This window comes from Thermostichus sp. MS-CIW-41 (genome assembly GCF_054058915.1).
In genome coordinates, this window is sequence record NZ_JBSSBO010000045.1 from 1 (window position 1) to 23502 (window position 23502).

Annotated in this window: 21 protein-coding genes and 1 tRNA gene; 12 read left to right on the forward strand and 10 right to left on the reverse strand. The window is 58.7% G+C overall.

Going from position 1 to position 23502, the window contains the following annotated elements; translation table 11 throughout:
* Positions 1 to 74 precede the first annotated feature (74 nt).
* Positions 75 to 1115 carry an anthranilate phosphoribosyltransferase family protein gene (locus tag ACVWXE_RS11605; RefSeq protein WP_457490379.1) on the reverse strand — a complete coding sequence of 347 codons (1041 nt, stop codon included), beginning with the start codon at positions 1113 to 1115 and terminating at the stop codon, positions 75 to 77.
* Between the two features lie 108 nt (positions 1116 to 1223).
* On the reverse strand, positions 1224 to 2186 hold the full coding sequence (locus ACVWXE_RS11610; RefSeq protein ID WP_457490380.1) for a LysR family transcriptional regulator: 963 nt from the start codon (positions 2184 to 2186) through the stop codon (positions 1224 to 1226).
* Positions 2187 to 2313: 127 nt separating this feature from the next.
* Between ACVWXE_RS11610 and ACVWXE_RS11615 the strand changes: the two genes are divergently transcribed.
* The 3 genes from ACVWXE_RS11615 (at position 2314) to ACVWXE_RS11625 (ending at position 4942) form a co-directional block, all read left to right on the forward strand.
* Positions 2314 to 3465: a serine hydrolase domain-containing protein gene (locus ACVWXE_RS11615; protein ID WP_457490381.1), complete on the forward strand. Its 1152-nt coding sequence runs from the start codon at positions 2314 to 2316 to the stop codon at positions 3463 to 3465.
* Positions 3466 to 3820: 355 nt separating this feature from the next.
* Positions 3821 to 4855 carry an XdhC family protein gene (locus ACVWXE_RS11620; RefSeq protein WP_457490382.1) on the forward strand — a complete coding sequence of 345 codons (1035 nt, stop codon included), beginning with the start codon at positions 3821 to 3823 and terminating at the stop codon, positions 4853 to 4855.
* 13 nt (positions 4856 to 4868) lie between these two features.
* A tRNA-Met gene (locus tag ACVWXE_RS11625) sits at positions 4869 to 4942 on the forward strand.
* A gap of 18 nt (positions 4943 to 4960) precedes the next feature.
* On the opposite strand, the gene leuC is transcribed toward ACVWXE_RS11625, so the two are convergent.
* From leuC to ACVWXE_RS11640, 3 genes are all read right to left on the reverse strand, one after another.
* Positions 4961 to 6364, reverse strand: a complete 1404-nt coding sequence (gene leuC / locus ACVWXE_RS11630) for a 3-isopropylmalate dehydratase large subunit (protein WP_457490383.1) — start codon at positions 6362 to 6364, stop codon at positions 4961 to 4963.
* A 189-nt stretch (positions 6365 to 6553) separates the two neighbouring features.
* The gene (locus ACVWXE_RS11635) at positions 6554 to 7654 is read right to left on the reverse strand and encodes a polysaccharide deacetylase family protein (protein ID WP_457490384.1); all 1101 of its coding nucleotides are present in this window, start codon (positions 7652 to 7654) and stop codon (positions 6554 to 6556) included.
* 71 nt (positions 7655 to 7725) lie between these two features.
* Positions 7726 to 8748 carry an NAD(P)/FAD-dependent oxidoreductase gene (locus ACVWXE_RS11640; protein ID WP_457490385.1) on the reverse strand — a complete coding sequence of 341 codons (1023 nt, stop codon included), beginning with the start codon at positions 8746 to 8748 and terminating at the stop codon, positions 7726 to 7728.
* 217 nt (positions 8749 to 8965) lie between these two features.
* On the opposite strand from ACVWXE_RS11640, the gene ACVWXE_RS11645 reads away from it, so the two are divergent.
* The 5 genes from ACVWXE_RS11645 (at position 8966) to ACVWXE_RS11665 (ending at position 13854) form a co-directional block, all read left to right on the forward strand.
* A complete protein-coding gene (locus ACVWXE_RS11645; RefSeq protein WP_414416594.1) occupies positions 8966 to 9931 on the forward strand; it encodes an SPFH domain-containing protein in 966 nt (321 codons plus the stop codon).
* A gap of 11 nt (positions 9932 to 9942) precedes the next feature.
* Complete coding sequence (gene rimM / locus ACVWXE_RS11650; protein WP_457490386.1) at positions 9943 to 10482, forward strand: ribosome maturation factor RimM; 540 nt, start codon at positions 9943 to 9945, stop codon at positions 10480 to 10482.
* A 201-nt stretch (positions 10483 to 10683) separates the two neighbouring features.
* On the forward strand, positions 10684 to 12612 hold the full coding sequence (gene gyrB, locus ACVWXE_RS11655) for a DNA topoisomerase (ATP-hydrolyzing) subunit B (RefSeq protein WP_457490387.1): 1929 nt from the start codon (positions 10684 to 10686) through the stop codon (positions 12610 to 12612).
* A gap of 219 nt (positions 12613 to 12831) precedes the next feature.
* Entirely contained in the window at positions 12832 to 13443 is a 612-nt protein-coding gene (plsY, locus tag ACVWXE_RS11660; protein WP_414356184.1) for a glycerol-3-phosphate 1-O-acyltransferase PlsY, read from the forward strand.
* Positions 13444 to 13485: 42 nt separating this feature from the next.
* On the forward strand, positions 13486 to 13854 hold the full coding sequence (locus tag ACVWXE_RS11665; RefSeq protein ID WP_414329655.1) for a gamma-glutamylcyclotransferase family protein: 369 nt from the start codon (positions 13486 to 13488) through the stop codon (positions 13852 to 13854).
* Here ACVWXE_RS11665 and ACVWXE_RS11670 read toward each other — a convergent pair.
* The 4 genes from ACVWXE_RS11670 to minC all read right to left on the reverse strand — a co-directional run bounded on the left by ACVWXE_RS11670 (position 13832) and on the right by minC (position 18507).
* Positions 13832 to 16180: a cation:proton antiporter domain-containing protein gene (locus ACVWXE_RS11670; RefSeq protein ID WP_457490388.1), complete on the reverse strand. Its 2349-nt coding sequence runs from the start codon at positions 16178 to 16180 to the stop codon at positions 13832 to 13834. The genes ACVWXE_RS11665 and ACVWXE_RS11670 overlap by 23 nt on opposite strands.
* A 397-nt stretch (positions 16181 to 16577) precedes the next feature.
* Entirely contained in the window at positions 16578 to 16880 is a 303-nt protein-coding gene (gene minE, locus ACVWXE_RS11675) for a cell division topological specificity factor MinE (protein ID WP_011431985.1), read from the reverse strand.
* A gap of 89 nt (positions 16881 to 16969) precedes the next feature.
* The gene (gene minD, locus ACVWXE_RS11680; protein WP_011431984.1) at positions 16970 to 17776 is read right to left on the reverse strand and encodes a septum site-determining protein MinD; all 807 of its coding nucleotides are present in this window, start codon (positions 17774 to 17776) and stop codon (positions 16970 to 16972) included.
* Positions 17773 to 18507, reverse strand: a complete 735-nt coding sequence (minC, locus tag ACVWXE_RS11685; RefSeq protein ID WP_414329647.1) for a septum site-determining protein MinC — start codon at positions 18505 to 18507, stop codon at positions 17773 to 17775. The genes minD and minC overlap by 4 nt, the downstream gene beginning before the upstream one ends.
* Before the next feature lie 172 nt (positions 18508 to 18679).
* Here minC and ACVWXE_RS11690 point away from each other — a divergent pair, with 172 nt between their 5' ends.
* Positions 18680 to 19633, forward strand: coding sequence for a M48 family metallopeptidase (locus tag ACVWXE_RS11690; RefSeq protein WP_457490389.1), 954 nt, complete (start codon positions 18680 to 18682; stop codon positions 19631 to 19633).
* Between the two features lie 89 nt (positions 19634 to 19722).
* On the opposite strand, the gene ACVWXE_RS11695 is transcribed toward ACVWXE_RS11690, so the two are convergent.
* A complete protein-coding gene (locus tag ACVWXE_RS11695) occupies positions 19723 to 20088 on the reverse strand; it encodes a hypothetical protein (protein WP_457386020.1) in 366 nt (121 codons plus the stop codon).
* Positions 20089 to 20415: 327 nt separating this feature from the next.
* On the opposite strand from ACVWXE_RS11695, the gene ACVWXE_RS11700 reads away from it, so the two are divergent.
* From ACVWXE_RS11700 to ftsY, 3 genes are all read left to right on the forward strand, one after another.
* Positions 20416 to 20883 (forward strand): hypothetical protein, encoded by a 468-nt coding sequence (locus ACVWXE_RS11700; RefSeq protein WP_457490390.1) that lies wholly within the window; start codon positions 20416 to 20418, stop codon positions 20881 to 20883.
* Positions 20884 to 20951: 68 nt separating this feature from the next.
* Entirely contained in the window at positions 20952 to 21779 is an 828-nt protein-coding gene (locus ACVWXE_RS11705; protein WP_414416603.1) for an LmeA family phospholipid-binding protein, read from the forward strand.
* Between the two features lie 103 nt (positions 21780 to 21882).
* On the forward strand, positions 21883 to 23376 hold the full coding sequence (ftsY, locus tag ACVWXE_RS11710; protein ID WP_457386017.1) for a signal recognition particle-docking protein FtsY: 1494 nt from the start codon (positions 21883 to 21885) through the stop codon (positions 23374 to 23376).
* The last annotated feature ends 126 nt before the right edge of the window (positions 23377 to 23502 follow it).

The following is a 23502-nucleotide window of genomic DNA, read 5'->3' on the forward strand; positions in this document are numbered from 1 at the left end:
TCCGTCCCGCTAACGCGAATGGAAACAAACAGAATGCTATCGCTGCATAGTTGAACAGTGATGTTCAGCAGTGTTCAGCGTAAATGTATCAGGTCGATCACCCGGATCAGTTGTTTCAGCTTCTCCATCACCCGTCCAGAGCGAAGCAGGTCTTCCGCCTGTTGGATCCCTTCTGGCAAGGATGGGGCGTGGCCGAGGAGCCACAGATAGCTACCCCCATTCCAGAGAGCGGCTGGGGTGAGTTCACAGGGATCCCCGCTGAGCACCTGCTGCATCTGCCGGAGCAGCTCTTTCTCTCCGGAGAAGGGGATCTCCGGGCCTGCCAAGTGGCAATCTCTGGCCTTCAAGAGCAGCCGTTTCCCGCCCTGGTTGAGAATGGCCGCTCGCTCCCGTGGCAGGTCGCAACTGCCTTCCAAACCTTTGACGGTGGTGAATTGCCGAATCTCCCGCAGGGCAAACAGCTCCAGCATCGTGGCCTCGGTGGGAGGATGCACATAGCCGGCCACCAGGTGAAAGGGGCCTTGGTAGGGCGTCCAGACCAGTTCCAAGGTGGCCAAGGGGGGGCGCTTGCCGATTTGATCCCGGTAGTCCATCAGGGCCTGAGCCTGGGGAAAACAGGTGGGCAAATACAAAAATCCCAGCCCGGTTTGTTCCAGCAGTTGCCCCACCCGCTCCAGGGATAGCCCTCGCCAATCCACCCCCAAGCTCCGCCACACCGCTTCCAAGGGCAGCCCATACTTGGTGGGACAGAAGCCAGAGCCATGCAGCAAAACGGCTGACCCTGCCGCTGCCAGCAGCAAAGCCACCAGCACCCCCAGCGGTGCCGTCCGCGAGCGGCCATCGTAGGGATGGCCAAAGATGATCAAGGGATGAGGCAGATCCTGCCGGGGCAGAAGAGGGCCGTACTCTGCATAGGCATCCAACATACCGGCCAGCTCCTCGGCAGTGGGGCGCTTGATGCGGTGGGCAATTAAAAAAGCCCCGATCTGGGCGGGAGTGGCCTCCCCCCGCAGGAGCATTCGAGCAGCGCTGGCGGCCTCTGCCCGGCTGAGATCCTGGTGGGTGTGGGTGCCGCTGCCGATTTTTTTCAACAGCTCGCGAAACTCTTGGCTCATAGCATCGGCGGTCGGGAGCGCTGGGCTACTCAGGATAGGGGGAGATAAGGGCGGAACACTTGAAACTACCGATATGGGTATTTGACCAGAAATTTCTACAAAAGGTCTCTACAAAACCGACAACAGCCCAGCAGAGGGCCAATGGGGATCTGCGCCGGAAGCAGGCTCAGCATTACCAGACTGCCTGATAAGCTGGGCGGCCAACTGCAAAAACCGGCGAATGGGAGGGATCCGATAGCGATCGCTGGTGGTGACCATAACCACCTGTCGCCTCAATAGGGGGGGCTCGGTGGGTCGCACCTGCAAATCCGGATCGGCGCAGCAGTCCACCAGGGCCGACTCCGGCAGGAGGGCAATGAGCTGCCCCTGTCGCACCACCCCCCGAAAGGCATCCAAGGTGTTCAGTTCCAGGGCTGCTTTCAGGGGAAGCCCCTGTCGGGTCAGATGGGATCCCACCAAGGAGCGCATGGCATAGCCATCCTTGAACACGGCCTGGGGATACTCCGCCAGCACCTTCCAGGGGATCCGCTCGTAGCGGCTGAGGGGATGGTTGGCGGGCATCAATACTTGAATTGGCTCGGAGTACAGTGGCTCCACCACCAGCTCTGCCCCCCGCGTCATCAGGGGGTTCTCCATCACCAGGGCCACGTCCACCAGCCCATCTCTGAGCACCTTTAAGGCGCGGTCGCTGCCCAGAGCGGTAACCCGCAACTGCACCTCTGGGTACTCCCGGCAAAACTGTTGCAGCACCGGCGGCAGTTGATGGGCGATCAGAGAATGGATCCCAGCAATGCAGAGCTCAGTTTGCTGGCCCTGCAGCCATTCTCGAATGCTTTCCTGAGCCCGCTGCCATTCTTGACAGATGCGACGGGCATGGGGCAAAAGCCGTTCCCCGGCCACAGTTAGGGCCACCGGGCTTTTGCGATGCAACAGCGGAGCGCCCACTGCTTCTTCCAGGGCCTGGATCTGGCGGCTAATGGCCGATTGGGTCAGACCGCTGAGGCGAGCAGCGGCCAAAAAGCTGCCCGTTTCCACCACGTTCAAAAAAGCTTGCAACAACTCCAGCCGCACCTGGGATCCCTTGATGATGTAGCCTGCCGTGGTGGCATCCTAGCTGGGGAAGCGGTAGGCTTTTGTAAACACCGTTACAAGTTGTTTGTTGGACTGGGGATCCTCAAGCCGGGAGGAGAGGAGGCAGATGGGCTGGGATCCGACCTTGCTGGAGGGGCTGCTCAACTCCGCCATTCCCCACCTTTTCCCTGCTGCCCAAGTGGCCATCCGCCACAAGGGAAGGTGTATCTACTCAAGGGCGGCAGGTTATCTCGACCCTGAGACCCGGCGCCAACCGACAACCTCGGCCACCCGTTTTGACCTGGCCTCGCTGACCAAGCTGTACACCGCCACCGCCTGCATGGCCCTGGTGGAAGCCGGAGCGTTGCTGTTGGATCAACCGGTGAGTCTCCTGTTGCCGGAGTTTCAGGGATCCCGCCCCATTGCCCCCTATGAAGATCCTCTGCAGCCGGGGAAATGGATTGCTGTGGAACCGGAATCCTTAGGCCAGCTTGTTGCAACAGAACAGGTGACGGTGCGACAGTTGCTGGCCCACACCGCCGGTTTGCCCGCCTGGCGGCCCCTGTTTCGACAGCCCGATGCCGAATCTGCCCGGCACATGGCTTTGCACACCTTTTTGGCCTACAGGCCGGGATCCCGCACAGTCTACAGCGATCTTGGATTGATCCTGCTGGGGCTGGCTTTGGAACGTCTGAGCGGAACCCGTCTGGATCAGATCTTGTACGCCCGGATCTTGCGGCCTCTGGGCCTGAGCCAAACTCAGTTTTATCCGGGGGATCCTTTCGACCCACCCCCTGTCTCTGGCTCTTGTGCCCCCACCGAGCTGTGTCCTTGGCGAAAGCGCCGCCTGCAGGGGCAGGTTCACGACGAAAATGCCGCCCGCCTGGGCGGGATCGCCGGCCATGCCGGACTATTCGCCACGGCAGAGGAAGTAGCCGCTTTCGGAGAGAGTTTTTTGACGAGATCCCTGTTGCAGCCGCAGACGGTGAGGGAAATGACCCGCGAGCAGTTGCCTCAGCAAGGGGATGCCCACCGCTGTCACGAGCGCCGGGGTTTGGGGTTTGCCTTGCGCTCCCCGGATCCCTTGGCCAGCAGCTACCCGTTCAGCCCCAGCGCCTTTGGCCACACCGGCTTCACCGGAACCTCCCTGTGGATCGATCCAGAGCGGGAGCTGGTGGTGACGCTGCTCACCAACGCCGTCTACCACGGTCGGCAGGAGAACGGGTTCCAGGCTTTCCGGGTTGCCTTCCATCAGGCCATCCTACAGGGGCTTTCTTGATCATTGAGTCCCTGACCGTTCCCGCTAGGGTGCCGTAGGCATAACCGAGGCTGAGGTGGACGAGACCTTTTACCGACAGTTGGCAGACATGCTGATACATTTACGCTGAACACTGCTGAACATCACTGTTCAACTATGCAGCGATAGCATTCTGTTTGTTTCCAAACAGAATGGCGGTATCCCGCAAAGCTTTGAGTAGAATACCCAAAGCGCAGTTTCCGTGTCGTCTTACTACCAATTTTCTGCTTTGCTTTGGCTACCATGTTGGCAGACTCGAAAGTAAACAGAAAGATCAACTGTTAGTAATCCGTACTGAACATATTATACATTATTTTCAGTATAGTTGAGCTTATTATTGACTAGAGTCATGCTCTCCCGCGGGCCGCTGGTGGTGGCCACGGTGGTCCGCACCCAGGGATCTGTGCCTCGCCAGGCGGGGGCAAAACTGGCCGTGGGATCTGATGGCACCCTGTTGGGCACTGTTGGCGGTGGAGCTGCCGAAGCGGAAGTCATTGCCCGAGCGCAAACCCTTTTGCAGACCGCTGTTCCCGTTGGCGATGGCGATGGGGAGTCCTCGCCGGCTGGGATGCCGGTTTCCCTCGATCTCAACAGCCCTCCCCTGGGCGTTTGCGGGGGACGGATGCACATTTGGCTACAGCGATGGCAGGGATCCCTTGCCCAAACATTGGCGGCCCAGATCCTCCAGGCTCTGACCCAAGGGCAAAGGGCTTGGCTGATCACTCCCCTCCATCCTCAGGGGTTCCCCTACCTCAGCCTTAGCGACAGCAATGTGGAGCACTTTGCTCCCCTGCCATCCCGCCCACAGCTCCTCGCGGGATCCTGGGTCGAGCCCCTCCTCCCTTCCCCCACCCTGCTGATCGTCGGAGCGGGCCACTGCGGCCTGTCCCTGGCCCAGATCGCCCATTTGGCCGGCTTTCGCATTTGGGTTCAGGACGATCGCCCGGACTGGGTAACCCCTCAGCGCTTTCCCGTTGCCGAGCGGCTGTGCTCAGAACCCTTTGCCCAACTTATCCCCCATCTGCACAGGATCCCGCAGCTCTACATCGCTCTTGTGACCCGCAGCTACAGCCTCGATTGCCAAATCCTGCGGGCCATCTACCACTCCGGCCTGACCCCCCACTACCTGGGGATGATCGGCAGCCGCAAGCGGGTACAAACCGTACTGCGAACCCTGGCCCAGGAAGGGATCCCGGAGACCGCCTTCAGTCGGCTCTTTGCCCCCATTGGCCTGGAGATCCACGCCGAAACCCCCGCCGAGATTGCCATCAGCATCACCGCCCAGCTCATCCAGGTGCGACGGGGATCCCCGAAGAGAATGCCCGGCGAAACCCAAGGTGTAGGCTTGCCGGTTAGCCGGAGGACAAGCTAGGCTAGAAAAGCGCCGCGGGGTAGAGCAGCCTGGTAGCTCGTCGGGCTCATAACCCGAAGGTCACTGGTTCAAATCCAGTCCCCGCTATGCCTGAGAGACGGTTGGTTAAAGCAGTGTCCGCACATCCACCACCTTGCCGCTGACTGCCGCTGCGGCCACCATGGCCGGGCTCATGAGCAGGGTGCGCCCGCTGGGGGATCCCTGGCGGCCCTTGAAGTTGCGGTTGGAAGAAGAGGCGCTGATCTGGCGCCCCACCAGCCGATCCGGGTTCATCGCCAAACACATGGAGCAACCGGGATCCCGCCACTCAAACCCTGCCGCCTCGAAGATCTCCCGCAGGCCCTCCTGTTCTGCTTCCTGCTTTACCCGTTCTGAGCCGGGCACCACAAACGCCTTCACCCCTGGGGCCACCCGCCGCCCCTTGGCAATCTTGGCTGCCTCCCGCAGGTCGCTCAAGCGGCCATTGGTGCAACTGCCGATGAAGCAGACATCCACCGGTGTCCCCACGATGGGATCCCCCGGCTGCAAGTCCATGTAGGCATAGGCCTCTTTGGCCAGTTCCTGCTCGCTTTCCGGCAGATCCTCGGGGGCAGGGATCCGCTCATCCACCCCAATCCCTTGGCCGGGGGTGATCCCCCAAGTAACCGTCGGCGCAATATCTGCGGCCTGGAAGACCACCACATCGTCGTAGCGGGCATCGCCATCGCTGGCCAGGCTTCTCCACCAGGCTACCGCCTCTTCCCAATCGGATCCCTGGGGGGCAAACTCTCGCCCCCGCAAATACTCAAAGGTCACCCCATCGGGGTTGACGTAGCCACAGCGGGCTCCTCCCTCGATGGACATGTTGCAGAGGGTCATGCGCTCTTCCATGCTCATGGCTTCAATGGCGCTGCCCCCATACTCGTAGGCGTAGCCCACCCCGCCTTTGACCCCCAGCTTGCGGATGATGTGCAGAATTACATCCTTAGCGTAAACTCCCGGCCCCAACTTGCCGTGGATCTCAATGCGGCGCACCTTGAGCTTGGACAAAGCCAAAGTTTGGGTGGCCAATACGTCTCGCACCTGGCTGGTGCCGATCCCAAAAGCAATGGCCCCAAAGGCCCCGTGGGTAGAGGTGTGGCTGTCCCCACAGGCAATGGTCATCCCCGGCAGAGTTAACCCCTGCTCCGGGGCAATCACATGCACGATCCCCTGCCGACCGGAGCCACTGTTGTAGAAACGGATGCCGTATTGCCGGCAATTGCGCTCCAATTCCTGGATTATCTCCTCTGCCAAGGGATCCGCAAAAGGCCGTGCCCGGTTGTCGGTGGGAATGATGTGATCCACGGTGGCCACCGTCCGCTCGGGAAACAGAACCGGCAGATGGCGCTCCCGCAGCATGGCAAAAGCCTGCGGGCTGGTCACCTCGTGAATTAGGTGCAGGCCGATGAACAACTGCGTCTGCCCAGAGGGCAAAATCCGCACCGTATGGGCATCCCACACCTTATCGAATAATGTCCTCTCGCTCATCTCCCTCGGCCCGCAGCCAAGTCCTGTAAATTTTCAATGTGCTACTTGGGGAAAAGCTTGTCAAGGCACAGGCCTCCGTTATCTCTGGGCAACGCTGCTGAGCTGAGCGAGATGCAGCCCTTCTTTGAACATCCCCAGCCGGCAAAGGCGGGTCGGAGTCCTCAAGCCAGAAAACCTGTTGCCAGCCCTTCAAACGGGATCCCTGATGGCCGGCCAGGGCAAAAAGCGATAGCCCGCCCCTTCAATGGCGGCGACGATATCCGGCAGGGCCTCTGCAGTGTGGGGCCAGCGATCGTGCAGCAGCAAAACCAGGGGCCGCTCGGAAGCTTGGATCGCCGGCAACTGGGCTCGAATGCGCTCCAAAAGTTGGGCTGCACTTTGGCCGGCGTAGGCATCTTCTGCGCTCATGTTCCAGTAAAGAACGCGATACCCTGCCTGCTCTAAAGAATGGCGCAAAGCAGAGTCTAGGCGAAAACCTCCCGGTGGGCGAACAACCAGTTGGGGATCCAAGTTCAGCGTTTTGAGCAGTTGGGTTGTCTGATCCACCTCAGCATAAAACAGCTCGTTGCTTCCGTAGAGACGTTGATAATCGTGGGTAAAAGTATGATTGGCTAGGGTGTGGTGATGGGCCTGAATCGATTGAGCCAATTCTGGAAATCGGGAAACGTGGGTGCCAATAACAAAGAAAGTGGCCGGGATCTGAAGATCATCCAAAACCTGTAAAAGTCGGGGGGTGGATTGGGGCCAGGGGCCATCGTCAATGGTCAGAAAGGCAGAACGAGGCGGCACCTCCAGTAAAGGCCCCAGCATTTCTTCCAAGGGCAGTTGCAAAGGTTGGCTGTTTTCCGCCGGATCGAGAAAGTCGGGATCCGGGATCCAGCTATGCTGCAGAAACACCTCCACACGAGGGGGAGCAGGGGTAATCAGTAAACGCCCCGTCTGCTCATTTTGGTTGCCCCAGCTCAGTCGATAGGGCAGATCCGAGGCAATCTCGACGGTTGTTGTACGGGTAATGACTCCGTAGGGGATGTCAATCAAATAGTGCCCGTTCACCTCTTCTTGATGGATCCAGGCTGCCGAAGGAGCTGATAGATAAATGAGCAAATCTTGGGGATTGGCGCCGCGCACCACCCGAATGCTTTCGATGGGGAGAATGAGGTTGTATTCCGAGGTGGCCGTCAGGTTCAGCTCAAAAAGAGGCTGGGCCTCTACCGTGCAGTAGTAGATCAGTCCAACCAGTAGGAAGGCTAGGCAAAATATCAACGCTTTCAACGCTTTCAGAGAGTGCATAGGAATGGCTTAAGCCTTCGCAACCAATTTTATAGGACAGAAGCTACCTGAGCTCAATAGAGCCCATCAATTTAACCGGAAGGCCCTGCTGGGCTTCTGGGTGGCGAGAGCAGGCGCTCTTCCCATTTACGTGCAGGTGAGGCCCGTCGGATGTCCCGCCAAATGGCTGTGGCAGCTAAGGTACCATCGGCAACCGCAATCGCCACCTGGTTCAGGCCCTGCTTCAAATCGCCCAGCGCAAACAGCCGCGGATGGGCAGTGCGACACCACTCGTCGGTCAACAGGTTTTCCCCTTGCCATTTCAAGCCGGGGATCCCTTTCAAATAGGCATTGTGGTATTTGGCTCCCATCGCCACCAAGCCGGTAGTTGCTTCGATGTAAGTGCCATCTTCCAACTCCACACCCTGCAATTGATGGTTTTCTCCAAGAAAGCGGCGAATAGGAGATTCGTAGAGGGGGTAGCCATGATCCGCCAGTTTTTTGCGCATGTCGGGGCCGACCGAGCAGAGGCCGTGGGTCAACACCGAGATATAGGGTGTAAACCAGTTGAGGACAAAAGCTGTATTGATCCGATCTTCCGAATTGACGATCAACACTGACTTTTGATCCCGCATTTCATAGCCGTCGCAGATCATACAGACATGCAGTGAATAGCCGGCGTAGTCGTAAACATTCTGCATATCCGACAACTGAGGCAGCTCGTCCATAATGCCGGTTGCTGCAATCAGATATTTGCTCCGAAAAATGGGGTAGAGGCTGTTAACTTTTCCCACCTTGACTTTGACCGCAAAGAGGTCTCCCTCATCGGTGGCATCTTCCACGAAGCCGCGCAGGTAATCTACCCCTAAACTGAGGGCGTGCTCTGTTCCCTGTCGCAACAGCTCTCGTCCGGGAGTGGTCGGAGGCAATCCCAGATAATTGCGCAAATCCTGCATCCAAAAAGAGCGGCCTCTGCCCTTCTCCACCACCAGGCAACTCAATCCATAACGAGCCAGATAGATTGCCGCCGACAACCCCCCTGCTCCCCCTCCGGCCACAATCACGTCATAGATTTTGCCCAAACCAACCTCTAGATTCCTGCTGCTCAGTTTCATAGACGGGATCCCCTCACGAGCTTTTTGCCGGGTGATCTCAGGTCGTTGGCTGCGGCCTGAAAAATCTTAAGAAACTCTATATGTTCCGAGGACTGCTTATCCTGCTGAGTCCACCACATTTCTGTTGAGGCGTGATCCAAGTGAAGGGAGCAGTCCCAACAACCGTCTAGCAACCGTCTAGAATGGGGACTGAACTCCCCATCAGGAGGAAAGCCCTATGCCAGGTATCTTAGCGGCCATTGCCCTGATCTTTGTCGGCTACCTGTTCAACTCGGTCAAAATCATCAGCCAGGGGTATGAGGCATTGGTGGAGCGTTTGGGCAGGTTTCATCGCAAGCTGACCCCAGGATTGCACTTTATTCTTCCCCCTATCGATAGGATTGTGTTCCAGGAAACCATCCGCGAGAAGGTGTTGGACGTGCCTCCTCAGCAGTGCATCACCAGCGACAACGTCTCTTTGATGGCCGATGCGGTGGTCTATTGGCGCATCACCGACATGATCAAGGCCCGCTATGCGGTGGAGGACGTGCAGCGGGCTTTGGTTAACCTGGTGCTGACGGCTCTGCGGGCAGAAATTGGCCGCATGGATTTGGATCAAACCTTTTCCTCCCGCGCCGAGATCAACGCCCGCCTTTTGACAGAGCTGGACGAGGCCACAGATCCCTGGGGGATCAAGATCACGCGCGTGGAAGTCAGGGACATTCAACCCTCTAAGACTGTGCAAGACTCGATGGAAAAGCAGATGGCTGCCGAGCGGGAGAAGCGGGCCGCCATTCTGAAATCAGAAGGGGAGCAGCAGGCCAGCATCAACCAAGCGGCTGGGGCCGCCAAGGCGCAGCTATTGCGGGCAGAAGCGGAGAAACGGGAGCGGCTGCTGTTGGCTGAGGGCACGGCTGAAGCCATCAAGACCATCGCCGCCACTTTGCAAGAGAATCCAGAGGCAGCCAATGCGTTGCAATACCTGATGGCGCAAAACTATATCGACATGGGCTTCAAGGTAGGCAGCAGTCCCAGCGCCAAGGTAATCTTCATGGATCCCAATTCGATCCCTGGCACCCTGCAAGGGCTGCTCTCCATGGTGGACGTGGCTAAGGGTGGGGAAGGTTCTCGCACAGTGACCTCTCAGAAGCTGCGCACCCCGACCGCTTTCCCAACCGAAGTGGACTTTCCCCGGCTCGACTGAGTTGACTGACCATGATGGCCCAGGATCCGGCTTGGCTGCTGGTGGGACAGGTGGTGGCGGCTCACGGCTTGCGGGGCTGGCTGCGGGTTAGGTGCTGGTCGGATTTCCCAGAACGCCTCACAGAGCCCGGACCACGCTGGTTGCAGCGGGATACGGATCCCGAGCCCCTGCTGCACCCCTTGATCGAGGGGCAGTTTTTCCCGGCTAAGGGTCTTTATTTGGTGCGACTGGAAGGGATCCCCGATCGAACGGTGGCTGAGACCTGGGTGGGGGCTAGGCTGCTGGTACCGGCTTCCCACCGCTTGCCCTTGCAGCCGGAAGAGTACCACTACCGCGATCTCATCGGCTTGACCGTCTATCGCCAGGGGGAGCTGCTGGGACAGGTTTCGGGGATTTTGGCAGCCGGCCAGGATGTGCTGGAGATAACAACCCCTGATCACCGGCAGGTGTTGATCCCCTTTGTGAAAGCCCTGGTGCCTGTCGTGGACTTGGAAAAAGGCGCGCTTCACGTGCAGCCGCCGCCGGGGCTGGTGGAGAGCTTTTTGGGTTAGAGTTCGACAAGACGGCCTGACTTCGGTACCTGCATCCCATCCTGAACTTGGCCCTCAGAAGCGTCTGTGTGGCCGTTCTAGCCTTTTGTGCTATCATGGGGACAGTTTTTTGATGATAAGCTGATTCCTGGCCTTTAAGGTCAATTTTTCTGGGTTTCTGTTGATCTTGGCCGGGAGCCTTCCTCGGGATTGGAGTTGGGAATGACGGAAAACTACGGTGCAGAGCAGATCCAAGTTTTGGAAGGCTTGGAGGCTGTGCGCAAACGCCCTGGCATGTATATTGGCTCCACCGGGCCGAAGGGGTTGCACCATTTGGTGTACGAGGTGGTGGACAACTCTGTGGATGAGGCCCTGGCCGGCTATTGCAATGATATTCAGATCAGCCTGCATCCTGACGGCTCGGTATCCGTTTTGGACAATGGCCGCGGCATTCCGGTGGACATCCACCCCAAAACCGGGCAGTCGGCTCTGGTTACGGTGCTGACGGTGCTGCACGCGGGGGGCAAGTTTGGCGGTGGCGGCTACAAAGTCTCCGGTGGGCTGCATGGGGTGGGCGTGTCGGTGGTGAATGCCCTCTCCGAATGGGTGGAGGTGACGGTTTGGCGAGAGGGCAAGGTTTACTTTCAACGGTTCGAGCGCGGGGCGGTGGTGGGATCCCTGAAATCTGAACCCCAACCCAAGGGATCCAACCGGCGGGGTACAGAGGTGCGCTTCAAGCCGGATGGGCTGATCTTTCCCGAGCGAGAGTTCGACTATGCCCTGCTGGCGGCCCGCTTTCGCGAATTGGCCTACCTCAATGCCGGCTTGAAAATTACCTTTAGCGATCTGCGGCGGGATCCGCCTCACTGCGAAACCTATCAATATGCAGGCGGCATCAGGGAATATGTAGCCTTTATCAACCACGAAAAAACGCCCATCCACTCCGACATCATCTACATCCGAGGGGAGCGGGATGGTGTGGAGGTGGAAGTGGCGCTGCAGTGGTGCTCGGATGTGTACACCGACACTTTGATTGGCTTTGCCAACAACATCCGCACCAACGAAGGAGGCACCCACCTGGAGGGCTTGAAAACCTCTCTTACCCTCACCATCAACAGCCAAGCCCGCAAGCTCAACAAGCTGAAAGATTCCGACAGCAACCTGGCTGGGGAAAATGTGCGCGAGGGGTTGACAGCCATCGTCTCGGTCAAGGTACCCAACCCCGAGTTTGAGGGGCAAACCAAAACCAAGTTGGGCAACACCGAGGTGCGGGGCATTGTGCAAACCCTCGTCTCCGAGGCGCTCACGGAGTACTTGGAATTCAACCCCAACGTGGCCAGGGGGATCGTCGATAAGGCCATCCAGTCCTTCAATGCTGCCGAGGCAGCCCGGCGGGCCAGAGAATTGGTGCGGCGCAAATCTGCCCTGGAATCTTCCACGCTGCCGGGGAAGTTGGCCGATTGCAGTTGCCGCGACCCGGCGGAGTCTGAGGTGTATTTGGTGGAAGGCGACTCTGCAGGGGGCAGCGCCAAACAAGGTCGGGATCGGCAGTTTCAGGCGGTGTTGCCCCTGCGCGGCAAGATCCTCAACATTGAAAAGGCGGATCCCGCCAAGATCTACAAAAACGCCGAAATTCAGGCGATGATCACAGCGCTGGGTTTGGGAGTTAAAGGCGATGAATTTGATCCCAGCCAACTGCGCTACCACCGCATCATCCTCATGACCGATGCCGATGTGGACGGCAGCCACATTCGCACCCTGTTGCTGACCTTTTTCTACCGCTATCAAAAGGCGCTTCTGGAACAGGGCTATGTCTATATCGCCTGTCCGCCGCTCTACAAAATCGAGTGGGGTCGCAACAATGTTCGCTACTGCTACAGCGACGCCGAGAAAGACCAAATCCTGCGGGGGCTGCCTGCCAACACCAAGTACACCATCCAACGGTTCAAGGGTCTGGGGGAAATGATGCCCGAACAACTCTGGGAGACCACCATGAACCCGGCAACGCGCACCCTCAAACAAATCACCATCGAAGATGCGGTGGAGGCGGATCGCATTTTCACCATCTTGATGGGAGATGCCGTTGGCCCCCGACGGGAGTTTATTGAGGCCCACAGTGCCCATTTGGATCTGGCGGCTCTCGATATTTAGCGACTCTCGATATTTAGCGACTCTCGATATTGGGTGGAGAGAACTCTGTCCCGCCTCTTCGGGGCCCACGGCAGGGGGAAAGTGCTCCGCACCGCTGGCGCGAACGTAACGGTGTTGCAGACGAGGCCGCAAACAGCCAAAAGCTCCTGGACGGGGCAAGATCCCAGTTGCAGCCCAGACCCTGTGGCAAAGTGAGGGAAGAGCGTTCCAGATCCTGCCATGCCTGCATTCCTTACCGCTCTTCTCGCTGCGCTGGGGGGCTATCTCCTGGGATCCATTCCAACCGGCTACTGGGTAGGTCGTTGGTGGGGAGGCATCGATATTCGCCAACAGGGATCCGGCTCTACCGGAGCAACCAATGTGTTGCGGACGTTGGGCAAGGGGCCCGCCCTGCTGGTGTTGCTGGTGGATGCTGCCAAGGGGGCAGCAGCAGTGGCCCTGGGATCGGCCTTGGGATCCGCGTGGTGGGTGGTTTTGGCGGCATTGTTCGCAGTGATCGGCCATAGCCGTTCCTGCTGGCTGGGCTTCAGGGGGGGCAAATCGGTGGCCACCAGCCTGGGGATCTTGTTGGCTATGGCTTGGCCGGTAGCCCTGACAACTTTCGGCGTCTGGCTGCTGGGGCTCGCCCTCACCCGCATCGTTTCCTTCAGCTCCCTGCTGGCGGCAGTGGCGGCTCCGGTGGTGATGTGGGCAACAGCTCAACCTTTGCCCTATTTGTTGTTTGCGTTGGCGGGCGGGGTGTATGTGATCGGTGCTCATCGGCGCAACATCGAGCGCCTACTGGCCGGGTCGGAGCCGCGCATTGGCCAAAAATGGACGCAATCTCCCTAATTTTCAAGGCACTGTGAAGCAGCTGTATTACTCCGCAACGCTATGCAACCGACCACAGTGGTTTTTGTCTACGGATCCCTGCTGCGGGGCGGCCAATACCACAGCTTGCTGCAGGGGGCAGAATTTTTGGGGACAGACAGCCTCAACCACATTGATCTTTACAGTCTCGGCCCCTACCCGATGGCAGTTCGTGGCCGAAACCGGCTCTACGGCGAGTGCTACCGCATCCCCTTGAGTCTATTGCCCCGATTGGACGAGCTGGAAGACCACCCGCGGGTGTACGAACGGCAGTGGGTGCAACTGGATAGCGGCACCTTTGCTTGGGTTTATCTGGGTCGGCCTGAGCAGGTGCAAGGGTGCTCGCTCATCCCCAGTGGCCGCTGGCTGGCTAGAGATCAAAGTGGAGCTTGACGCCCTCAACATACTGGGGCAGCACCAAAGACTCTATCCCACTGTTGTGCTCCGCACCGCTGTCGCGAACGCGAACGGCTGCCGACGGATCCCATTCTTGGGAATCAGACTCTTTGGCGGAGAGAGCACCGGCATCCACAGGGCTGGAAACGCGCTCCAGGTAGTAGATGCGATCCCCGCGTCGCCAAATGTCTGGCTCAGGCAGGTAGAAGAGCCGACCCGGTCGAGATGAGCCGCTCCTCAGCCGCTGCGGGCGCACCAACAACAAGGGCAGGCATAGATCGGCTTTGATTCGATAGGCAAACTGATCCCGCAGCCGTTCAAGGGTAGGATCCTCCAGCCCCACCTGGGCAAAGAAGGGATTGGGCAGCGCTGGTGCTGAAAAAGCGCTCCGCACCGCTGTCGGGAACGACTCTTGAGCCGTCAAGACATCAGCTCTATTGCTCCGCACTGCCTCCGGCAGGGTTGAGGCCGCATTCGCAGAAGCGTCACGTAGCGATAAAGGAAGAGGCAGGCCCAGGTCTGCCAACGTGGGTAGGGTGATCGAGCGCAGCTCAGCCCGGTTGGCCTCCAGATAGCCGGCCCAGCGCTGCAGTTGGGGGAAGGAAGGCTGCAAGGTGCGGATCCCTTCTGAGATGGGCATATCCGGCAGCAACACCGTCCAGATGGTGGCCGAAACCGAGAGTTTCACCATCAACTCGGCAATGGCCCAGTTTACCTGCGGATCCAGAGTCAGGATCAACAGAGTTTCCGCATGGTCGATATCGGCCTTCAACAAAGCAGACTCGTTCAGTACAGCTTCCTGCAGGGATCCGGGGATGGCTTCTGGCTTGCCGACTTCCTGGCTTGGGGCAGACTTGTGGTTGCCGTTGCCGTCAGAGGAATGAAGTTGTGGGGGCAAGCCATCTGCTGGACGACGCTTCGGCGTTCCTGACAGGGATGTGGAGGACTTACGGGATGGCGGGATGGAGTCCTTACCGTCTGTTGGGTGGGGAGCTTTGTAGCTGCCGTGCCCATTTTTGGAAGACCCAGAAACCAACGGGATCACCTCGACCGTCTGGTTGAGCGAGCGCATCAACTGGGCCAATTGGTTGGTGAGGGGATGATCGCCGATGATTATGGTGGAACTGCCCTGATCCAGACCCAGCCAACGGGCCACCCAAGCCGCGGTCAGCCCCTGTACCGTCACCGTCACCGAGATGGTCAAAAACACCAGCGCCTTGAGGGCATCCCCCCCGGTAATGCCCCGTTCTGTCAGCAGAATGGCAAACAAGGAGGCCACCGAAGCCGCCACAATGCCCCGAGGAGCCAGCCAAGCCACAAACAGCTTCTGCCGCCAATTCAGGTCGCTGCGCCAGGTACACAGCCACACGCTCAAGGGGCGGATGACCAGCATCAAGCACAGCACTGTGGCCAGGGATCCCCAGCCCAGGGCAAACACCGCCTTGAGGGAGAGCGTGGCGGTAAGCAAAATAAAGATCACCGAGATGGCCAACACCACCAACTGGCCGTGAAACTGCCGCACACCCCGCTCGGCAATGGCCGCCTTCTGCCGCACCACCAGGCCCGCCATCACCACCGCCATCAGCCCCGCCTCCGATCGCAGCGACTGGGCCAAGGCAAACACCCCCAGGGCCACCGCCAGCACCACCGAGTTGCGCAGCTCCTCGGTTAAAAACTGCCGCGACCAAAGCAGGAAGGATCCCATCAGCCAGCCCCCCAGCGCTCCCACCGCCGACCCGATGGCCAGACGGCTGGACAACTGTTCCAGGGCCATGAGAAAACTGGGATGGCCGGAGAGCACCACCTGCAGCACCACCACCGCCAAAATGGCCCCGATGGGATCGATGAGCACCCCTTCTCCTTCCAGGAGGGTGCTGACTGCCGAATCGACTCGTACCCGCTTCAAGATGGGGTTGATCACCGTCGGCCCCGTCACCACCACCAGGGATCCAAACAAAAAAGCCAGCCGCCAGGGAAACTCCCCTAGATAGTGAGCTGCTGCCGCTCCCCCCACCAGGGTCAGCAGGGATCCCAACAAAACCAAGTTGCGCAGGCTATCGGATACCTGATTGAGACGTTGCAGCCGCAGGTTCAGTCCCCCCTCAAACAAGATCAGAGCCACCGCCAACGACACCAGCGCTTCCAGCCCGGATCCCATGACTTGGGGATGAACCCAGCCCAAACCATCTGGCCCCAGCAACAGGCCAAACAGCAGCAGGAATACAATGCTGGGCACTTTGACAAAATTGGCCAGCACCTGAGCAGCGATCCCAGCCACCAGGGCTAGCGTAAACAGGATCGTCAGCTCAAATGAATCTTGCATATTAAGGCTTAACCGAACGCAATAGCGGGACGGAGCCCTTACCTTTCCAGCTACTGAACGCCAACCCTCTCATTGTTTCCATCGTTTTGTTTCCATCGTTAACGTCGTTATTACTCCGCAACGCTAACGCCAATATAGACTGCTGGAAAGTCTCCAATCGTCAAGGTGGCTCTGCCCATCACGTCAGCAGTTCATGAGCTCGAACATGCAGAGTTAACATTTAGTTAACCTCTGTGTGCTGGCTCCATAAAGTTGCAAAAGCTACACCCAGCTCCACTCTTTCTACAGTACACACGACTTACCTCAACCTATCACAGAGCGAGCTTGACGACCACTCTGGCATTGGGAGCCCTGTTGGAATGAAGGCCAATTAACATGCTGCCAGAAATCTCCCCTTCTAGGCTTTCTCGCCTTCTGAGCGGCTGAGACCGGTCTCTAAGGGCTTAACGCGACGGATAGGCAGATTGGCAATAAGAGCAGTCGTTCCCCCTTCCGTGGCCAAGTGAAACTGCATCCCTTCTGAATCCAGCTCCACATAGCGGGACACCACCCCCAAAATCTCCAGGCGCATTGATTCCAGCGCCGCCGGGGTGAGGTCAGCGCGGTCATGGGCCAAGATCAGCTTCAACCGTTGCTTGGCTTGCTGGCGGCTGTTGCCGGAGTGCCGAGAAAAAAGCTGATCCAAAAAATCGAGGAGCATAGGTTTTGTTGGCTTTGTTACTCAGTTGTAAACAGGTCAAAATTGCCATTCCAATCTGGATAAAGTGGGGAAAAACGACAAAACAGTTGTCAGAGCACCTTTTGGTTTAAAAACCGTTTGGCCCTCTCCCAAAAGGACTCGCCCAAACTGGCCATCTTGGGGAAGTCCACTGTTTCCCCTTCCAGCCGTCGGGCAATGCGCTGGATGGCCTGAGCAGCCAGAGTTGGATTGGCGGAGAGAACCAGGGGCTCCCCTTTGTTGGTGGAGACGATCACCTCGCGGTCTTCTGGAATAATACCCACCAACGGGATGGCCAGCACCTCCACCACATCTTCCACCGACATCATCTGGCCGGCTGCCACCATGTCCGGGCGCAGGCGGTTGACAATCAGCTGAGTCGATGAAATCTGGGCGGCTTCCAACAAGCCCACCACGCGATCTGCATCCCGCACCGCTGCCACTTCTGGGGTGGTGATGATGATGGCCTCGTTGGCCCCGGCAATGGCATTGCGAAACCCCTGCTCGATCCCAGCAGGACAATCGATCAGCACATAGTCATGGCTGCTGGCCAGCTTCTCGATTAACTGGCGCATCTGATCCGGATGCACCGACGTTTTGTTGCGGGTTTGGGCTGCCGGCAACAGCGAGAGATTGGGGGTGCGCTTGTCTTTCACCAAAGCTTGCTCGAGGCGACATTCCCCGGCGATCACCTCTAGGGCTGTGTACACCACCCGATTCTCCAGCCCCAGCAGCAAATCCAGGTTGCGCAGGCCAAAGTCTGCATCCACCACCACCACCGAGCGACCCAAGCGCGCCAAGGCAGTGCCCAGGTTGGCCGTCACGGTGGTTTTGCCGACTCCACCTTTACCAGAGGTTATGACAATGACTCGGCTCATACTCCTCTCCGCAGAAAATCCTGAAGGCTGGCGACGCAGATGACATCCTCCTGCAGGTAAACCACTTCAGGGGTGTTGGGCAGGGATCCACCTTCTGGCGGACGGGCCACTTGATCGGCAATGCGCAACTGAGTGGGCTCCAACTGCAAAGCCAAAATTACAGCTCCCTTGTCGCCGTCGGCCCCCGCGTGAACCAGGCCCCGCAAGCGTCCCCAAACCCAAATATCTCCTCCAGCAATGATCTCGCCGCCGGGGTTGAGATCCCCCAACAGGAATACCGAGCCCCTGTGACGCACGGACATGCCAGAGCGCACCGTCGAACGTAGGTACAGAGGTGTGGTGTCTGGGGGAGCAGGGGGAACTGCCTCCAAAAGGGAAGATTGCTCCACAGAATACCCCAACGTCGCTGCTGCAATCGCTGTCGAGCGGGATCGAGTTTGAACGCGCCACAGTTGCAGTCCATGCTGAGACAATAGGGCAGCAAGAAGTTGTAGGGTGGGCATGTCCAGCTCTCGCTGCTGGCTCCAGAGGGTGAGGGGAGCGACTCCGGCCCAGTAGGGTTTGCGGCTGCGCAACTGCCAAACCAGGTTTTCCCAAAGCTCCTCCCAAGGCAAGGTGCTGGGCAAGTGCAGATGAATCCCCTGGGCATCCGACCGAAAGTAAACGCTGCCCGTGGCCCAGGAGTCTGGAGATGGGGAGATTTCAGGGTTCCATGTAGGGGATCCCGTCATGACCGCCCTTAAACGTCTGCCTGAATATAGAGCCCTATCCTATTCCATTCCCCCAAGCCAGGGGAAACTCTCTCGGCGGTTGCCCTTGATAGCAAAGCGGTTTCGCTTGGGTGGCAGGACAATCTTGCTTCGGGATCGCTAACTTGAGGGTACTTGATGGAGCCAATTCCTGATGTTGAAACCTCGCCACACCCTCAGGCTGCTCGCGCCAGCAGGACAGGATCCTCTCCTCTCCAAGGGGTGGAGTTCTCGCGCGGTGAGACCGGTCGCCATTGCCCTACTCAGCATTCTTGCGGCATCTGGGATGGGATCCCCTGCCCATGCCCAAGATCTGGGCCGTTTGCTGATTCATGGCCTTCAGTGGCTGCAGGTGAGCCAGTTGAACGATGCCCAAGAGGTGAGCTTAGGCCGCCAGATCGATCGACAACTGAAAGCGCGGGGACAACTTCGCCTCAGTTCGGATCCCTACTGGGTCGAGCGGGTGAACCGCATTGGCCAACGGGTGGCCGCCCACAGCGAACGGCCCCATCTGCCCTACACCTTTCAAGTGGTGGAAGATCCCGACATCAACGCCTTTGCCACACTGGGAGGCTTTGTCTACATCACCACTGGTGCCCTCGCAGCCGCCGACAACGACGACCAGATTGCCGCCGTGCTGGCCCACGAGGTGGCCCACATCGGCGAACGCCACGGCCTGCAACAACTGCAGCAGGCTGCCACTGCCCAGTTTGGGGCTCAATTGTTGGGGCTCAACGACAGTACCCTGGCCGCTCTGGCCCTGGAATTGGGAGTACGGCGCCCGCAGAGCCGTGAAAACGAGTTTATCGCCGATGAAAAAGGTCTGGGGGCAGCCTATCGCGCCGGGTTTGACCCGCAGGGCATGCCGCAATTTTTGGCCAAGTTGCAATCCCGCGGATCTGTGCCAGAGTTCCTGCGCACCCATCCCCCTGTCTCGGAGCGCATTGCCCGCCTCAACCAGCTCATCATTCAGCACGGCATGGTCAGCCCAGCCAGTCAGACTGTTCCACTCCGCGGCTCCGGCGGCTCCATTTGGCCCTCCGGATCCCCCGAACAAACCCAACGCACCGAGATTGAGATCCTGCCGCTACTCCCTGTCCTGCCCTAACTCGGCACAGAGGGATCCCTTCTGCCCAAGACCGGCTGGATGGCTCCCTGTGTTTCTTTGTCAGGGACAGTTACTGGTGGAGCTGTGCTTCACAGCAAAGGCAGACCGCGTAGTCTCCGCAACTGGTTGAGGTGGGCCGGGCAATCGCATCCAAATAGGGCAACAGCTGCGTTGCTTTCTTCAAGGGTGAACTCTAGGAAAGGAGGCTCTGTCACCTCGACTTCAGCCCAGGACTCCGTCTCGCCAACGCGAGCGGATGGGATGGGATCCTTCTGCTCGGGAACAAGAAGAGGATGTCTCCACGGCAGAGAACGGGAGCGGACAACATTCAGGTCAAATGGGGGCGCGTCCAGGGTAGAAGCTCGAGCTGCAGGAGCAAACCAAAGCAGCAACGCCCACAGAGCCGGTGTAGCCCACCTTGCCCAGCGCCAATAGGAATAGGGGATCCCTGCCATAGACTTTGCTAACTCACTAGTGTACCGTCCGCTTTGGATTTTGCCAGGGAGTGGCTGAAGCGAAGAGGACGTCATAGCTGCGCAACGCTAACGCGACTGGCCGGCATCGTCTCAGGAACCGTTGGGTCACAGCCGGCGGATCCCATGCCAAACTTTGGTTTAGAATATTTTTAGATTCGAGATTCAGTCTCACTCATTTGAACTTGGGGAGGCCAACCTTTAGCCTTGCCAAGGATATCCCTCTTCTGCAGCGCTCCACTGGGATCTAGCTTCCTGCCCTTTCCCGTCCTGTTTTGTTCATTATCTCTACCAACTCAGGAGTTTCTTATGGCCGTTCCAAATGGTCATTCCGGCACGCTTCCAGAGCAAGAGGCTTCTTCTATGGGAAAGGACGCCCTCCCGCTAACGCAAACGGGTAACGCTCTAAACCTGGCTCCCCTGCCTGCTGATGGGGCCTCTGCGGCTGCTCAGATGCCGGTACTGCTGGAGGAGAAATCCGGCCCGCCCGTGTTTCCCAGCCCTGTCAAGTTCAGCGAAATTGAGATTGACCACCGTCCGGTTGGGGCTTCGACCCTGAAAGTGGTGGATTACTATGCCGACGGACGTCCAGTTGCTGCTGCAACTCTCAAAGTCGTGGACACTTGGGGGGAGGGACGCCCAACGGTTGCCTCTGGCGCCAAATTCATCCATGACCCCGCGCTCAATCGGCCGATAATGGCCGATGGCCTGAAAATTGCCAAAACCTTTATGGGCAACCGACCCATTGAGGCCAGCCCTCTCAAGGTGCTGCGCTAGCCCAGATCCCCAAGGGGGGCCAGGGATCCCCTTGCTAACCTAGGTTAGGGCACATCCGGTTAGTGATCATGGAGATCCTGGCGGTTCTCTTGGGGCTGTTGGCGAGCTTGGGAGGAGGAGCGGGCTATCTGGCGGATCAGACGGCGCGGCAGCTTTTGCTGGATCAGTTGGATCGGGCAGAGGTTTTGGAGGTGCGTATTCAAAGCCAGCCCAATTACCGACTGCTGAATGGCCAAGCGGATCGCCTGCTGATTGCCGGTCGCGGGCTCTATCGAGCGCCCTTTCCCCGCATCGAGCTTCTGGAGCTGGAAACTGATCCGGTGGCAATTGACCCCTCTTTTTTCCAGGGGGCTCCCTTGCGCCTAGCGCGACCTCTGCAAGCGGCGGTACGGGTGTTGGTGCGGGAAGAGGACTTGAATGCTGCCCTCAACAAGCCAGAGGTGCTCCGCCAGTTTCAGGATATCCGCGCCGATCTGCCCTTTGGGGGAGCTGGAAGGGAAGCTCGCCGTTTCGATCTGCGTCAGCCTCGAGTCGAGTTTTTGGATCCCAGCCGCATTCAGCTCTCTGCCCTCTTGGTGGAGAAAGACGGCGGTACTGAGCAAAAGGACTCCGTCCCGCTAACGCGAGCGGTGGAGGTGGTGTTTAACACCGGGATCCGCGTGGAAGAAGGGCGCAGCCTAAAGCTGGAGAATCCGGAGTTTGTGATCGGTTCTGTGCGGGTTCCCGATGAGATCTCAGCAGCGTTTTTGGGCGGGCTCAATGAGGTGCTTGACCTGCAAGAGCTGGAAGAGATTGGGATCCTGATGCGGGTGCTCAGCCTAGAGATAGAGCCTGACCAGTTGCAGGTGATTGGGTTTGTGCGGGTGGAAGGGTTGGAAAGGACCTCGTCCCGCTAACGGGGATCCCCATTGAGCAGGGATGAGCTCCCCAGGGCTGCGCTCTAGCAGGAGAGCTACTCTGTCAAACTGGATAAAGATCAGCCAGGCTGGAGATGGGATTATGGCCTTCGATTGGTTTCGCCGCCGCTATACCGACTCTACCGACTCTCCTGGTGAAGCGGAGTCTTCGCCACCAGCCCCCGCGCCAGCCACAGAACCGGCGGAGATCTCCCCTGAAGACTATTTGGCTTTTGCCAAAGCCGCCTATGCCAACCTGAAGGCCCGTGCTGCTGCCCAAGCCCCACCGGCAACCGAGGAGTCCGCCCCGCCTGCGCGAGCAGAATCCGTCCAGCTGCAGCCACCGGCCTCGACTGAGGACTCCGGCCCACTTGCCCAAGCAGAACCCCGTGAACCCGTCCAGTCCTCCACTCCAACACAAGAACCAGCATCTCCAGAATCGCCCCCTGTGCAGCCGGCGGCAGCTCCCTCGTTTTTCGATCTGGCTCCCCGCGCTGCTGAGCGTCTCCAAGCCCTGCAAGCCAGCGCTGTGGACGAGCCCAAACCTGAGCCGGTGACTCCAGCCGTTGCTCCCTCTCCAGAGACGGGGCCGGAAGAGCTGGTCTTCGATGAGGGCTTCCGCTGGTCAGCCGAGATCTTGGCGGCTCAAGGGCGCAAACCGGAAGAGATTTCCGTTGAGGAAATCTCCTGGCTGCAAAAGCTGCGGCGAGGCTTGGGCAAAACCCGCCTTAACCTGATCAACCAGTTGAAAGCCCTGGTAGGCCGCGGCCCTCTGGATCAGAAGGCTGTGGAAGAAATTGAGGCCCTGTTGCTGCAGGCCGATGTGGGGATCGACGCCACCGAGCAGATCATCCAAGCCCTACAAAAGCGCATGCGAGAGGAGGTGGTGCCCCCAGAGGAGGCCGTCAAATACCTCAAGCAGCAGATGCGGCAGATGTTGACGGTGGGGGATCCCACCTTTGCCCCACAACGGGACACGCTCAACATTTGGCTGATTGTCGGGGTGAATGGGGCGGGCAAAACCACCACCATTGGCAAAATTGCCCATGTCGCCCGCAAGTCTGGATACCGCTGTCTGATTGCTGCTGCTGATACTTTCCGGGCTGCTGCTGTGGAGCAGCTCAAGGTTTGGGCAGAGCGAGCAGGGGTAGAGGTGATCGCCAATCCCTCTCCCAATGCCGATCCGGCAGCGGTGGTTTTTGACGCCATCACAGCCGCCAAGGCCAGGGGCACCGAGTTGCTGTTGGTGGACACGGCAGGCCGTCTGCAAAACAAGAAAAACCTGATGGACGAGCTAGCCAAGATCCGCCGCATCGTTGACAAAAAAGCTCCCGAAGCCAAAGTAGAAAGCCTTCTGGTGCTGGATGCCACCCAAGGGCAAAACGGGTTGCGCCAAGCCGAGGTATTTGCCGAGGCTGCCAAGTTGAGCGGTGTGATCCTGACTAAGCTGGATAGCACCGCCAAGGGGGGGATTGCCCTGGCCATTACGCAGCAGATGAACCTGCCCATCCGCTTTATCGGCGCCGGCGAGGGGCTAGAAGATCTGCGGCCTTTTTCCAGCTACGAGTTTGTGGAAGCTCTTCTAAGCGAGTATTGAGGCACCCCCTCTCTGAGAAGGGCCACCGTGAAGGAGAGCATGACTCTAGTCAATAATAAGCTCAACTATACTGAAAATAATGTATAATATGTTCAGTACGGATTACTACCAGTTGATCTTTCTGTT

Coding starts and splice junctions, on each gene's coding strand:
- ACVWXE_RS11605 (WP_457490379.1), bottom strand. CDS start 1,115: ATGAGCCAAGAGTTTCGCGAGCTGTTGAAAAAAATCGGCAGCGGCACC.
- ACVWXE_RS11615 (WP_457490381.1), top strand. CDS start 2,314: ATGGGCTGGGATCCGACCTTGCTGGAGGGGCTGCTCAACTCCGCCATT.
- leuC (WP_457490383.1), bottom strand. CDS start 6,364: ATGAGCGAGAGGACATTATTCGATAAGGTGTGGGATGCCCATACGGTG.
- ACVWXE_RS11635 (WP_457490384.1), bottom strand. CDS start 7,654: ATGCACTCTCTGAAAGCGTTGAAAGCGTTGATATTTTGCCTAGCCTTC.
- ACVWXE_RS11640 (WP_457490385.1), bottom strand. CDS start 8,748: ATGAAACTGAGCAGCAGGAATCTAGAGGTTGGTTTGGGCAAAATCTAT.
- ACVWXE_RS11645 (WP_414416594.1), top strand. CDS start 8,966: ATGCCAGGTATCTTAGCGGCCATTGCCCTGATCTTTGTCGGCTACCTG.
- rimM (WP_457490386.1), top strand. CDS start 9,943: ATGATGGCCCAGGATCCGGCTTGGCTGCTGGTGGGACAGGTGGTGGCG.
- gyrB (WP_457490387.1), top strand. CDS start 10,684: ATGACGGAAAACTACGGTGCAGAGCAGATCCAAGTTTTGGAAGGCTTG.
- plsY (WP_414356184.1), top strand. CDS start 12,832: ATGCCTGCATTCCTTACCGCTCTTCTCGCTGCGCTGGGGGGCTATCTC.
- ACVWXE_RS11665 (WP_414329655.1), top strand. CDS start 13,486: ATGCAACCGACCACAGTGGTTTTTGTCTACGGATCCCTGCTGCGGGGC.
- ACVWXE_RS11670 (WP_457490388.1), bottom strand. CDS start 16,180: ATGCAAGATTCATTTGAGCTGACGATCCTGTTTACGCTAGCCCTGGTG.
- minE (WP_011431985.1), bottom strand. CDS start 16,880: ATGCTCCTCGATTTTTTGGATCAGCTTTTTTCTCGGCACTCCGGCAAC.
- minD (WP_011431984.1), bottom strand. CDS start 17,776: ATGAGCCGAGTCATTGTCATAACCTCTGGTAAAGGTGGAGTCGGCAAA.
- minC (WP_414329647.1), bottom strand. CDS start 18,507: ATGACGGGATCCCCTACATGGAACCCTGAAATCTCCCCATCTCCAGAC.
- ACVWXE_RS11690 (WP_457490389.1), top strand. CDS start 18,680: ATGTTGAAACCTCGCCACACCCTCAGGCTGCTCGCGCCAGCAGGACAG.
- ACVWXE_RS11695 (WP_457386020.1), bottom strand. CDS start 20,088: ATGGCAGGGATCCCCTATTCCTATTGGCGCTGGGCAAGGTGGGCTACA.
- ACVWXE_RS11700 (WP_457490390.1), top strand. CDS start 20,416: ATGGCCGTTCCAAATGGTCATTCCGGCACGCTTCCAGAGCAAGAGGCT.
- ACVWXE_RS11705 (WP_414416603.1), top strand. CDS start 20,952: ATGGAGATCCTGGCGGTTCTCTTGGGGCTGTTGGCGAGCTTGGGAGGA.
- ftsY (WP_457386017.1), top strand. CDS start 21,883: ATGGCCTTCGATTGGTTTCGCCGCCGCTATACCGACTCTACCGACTCT.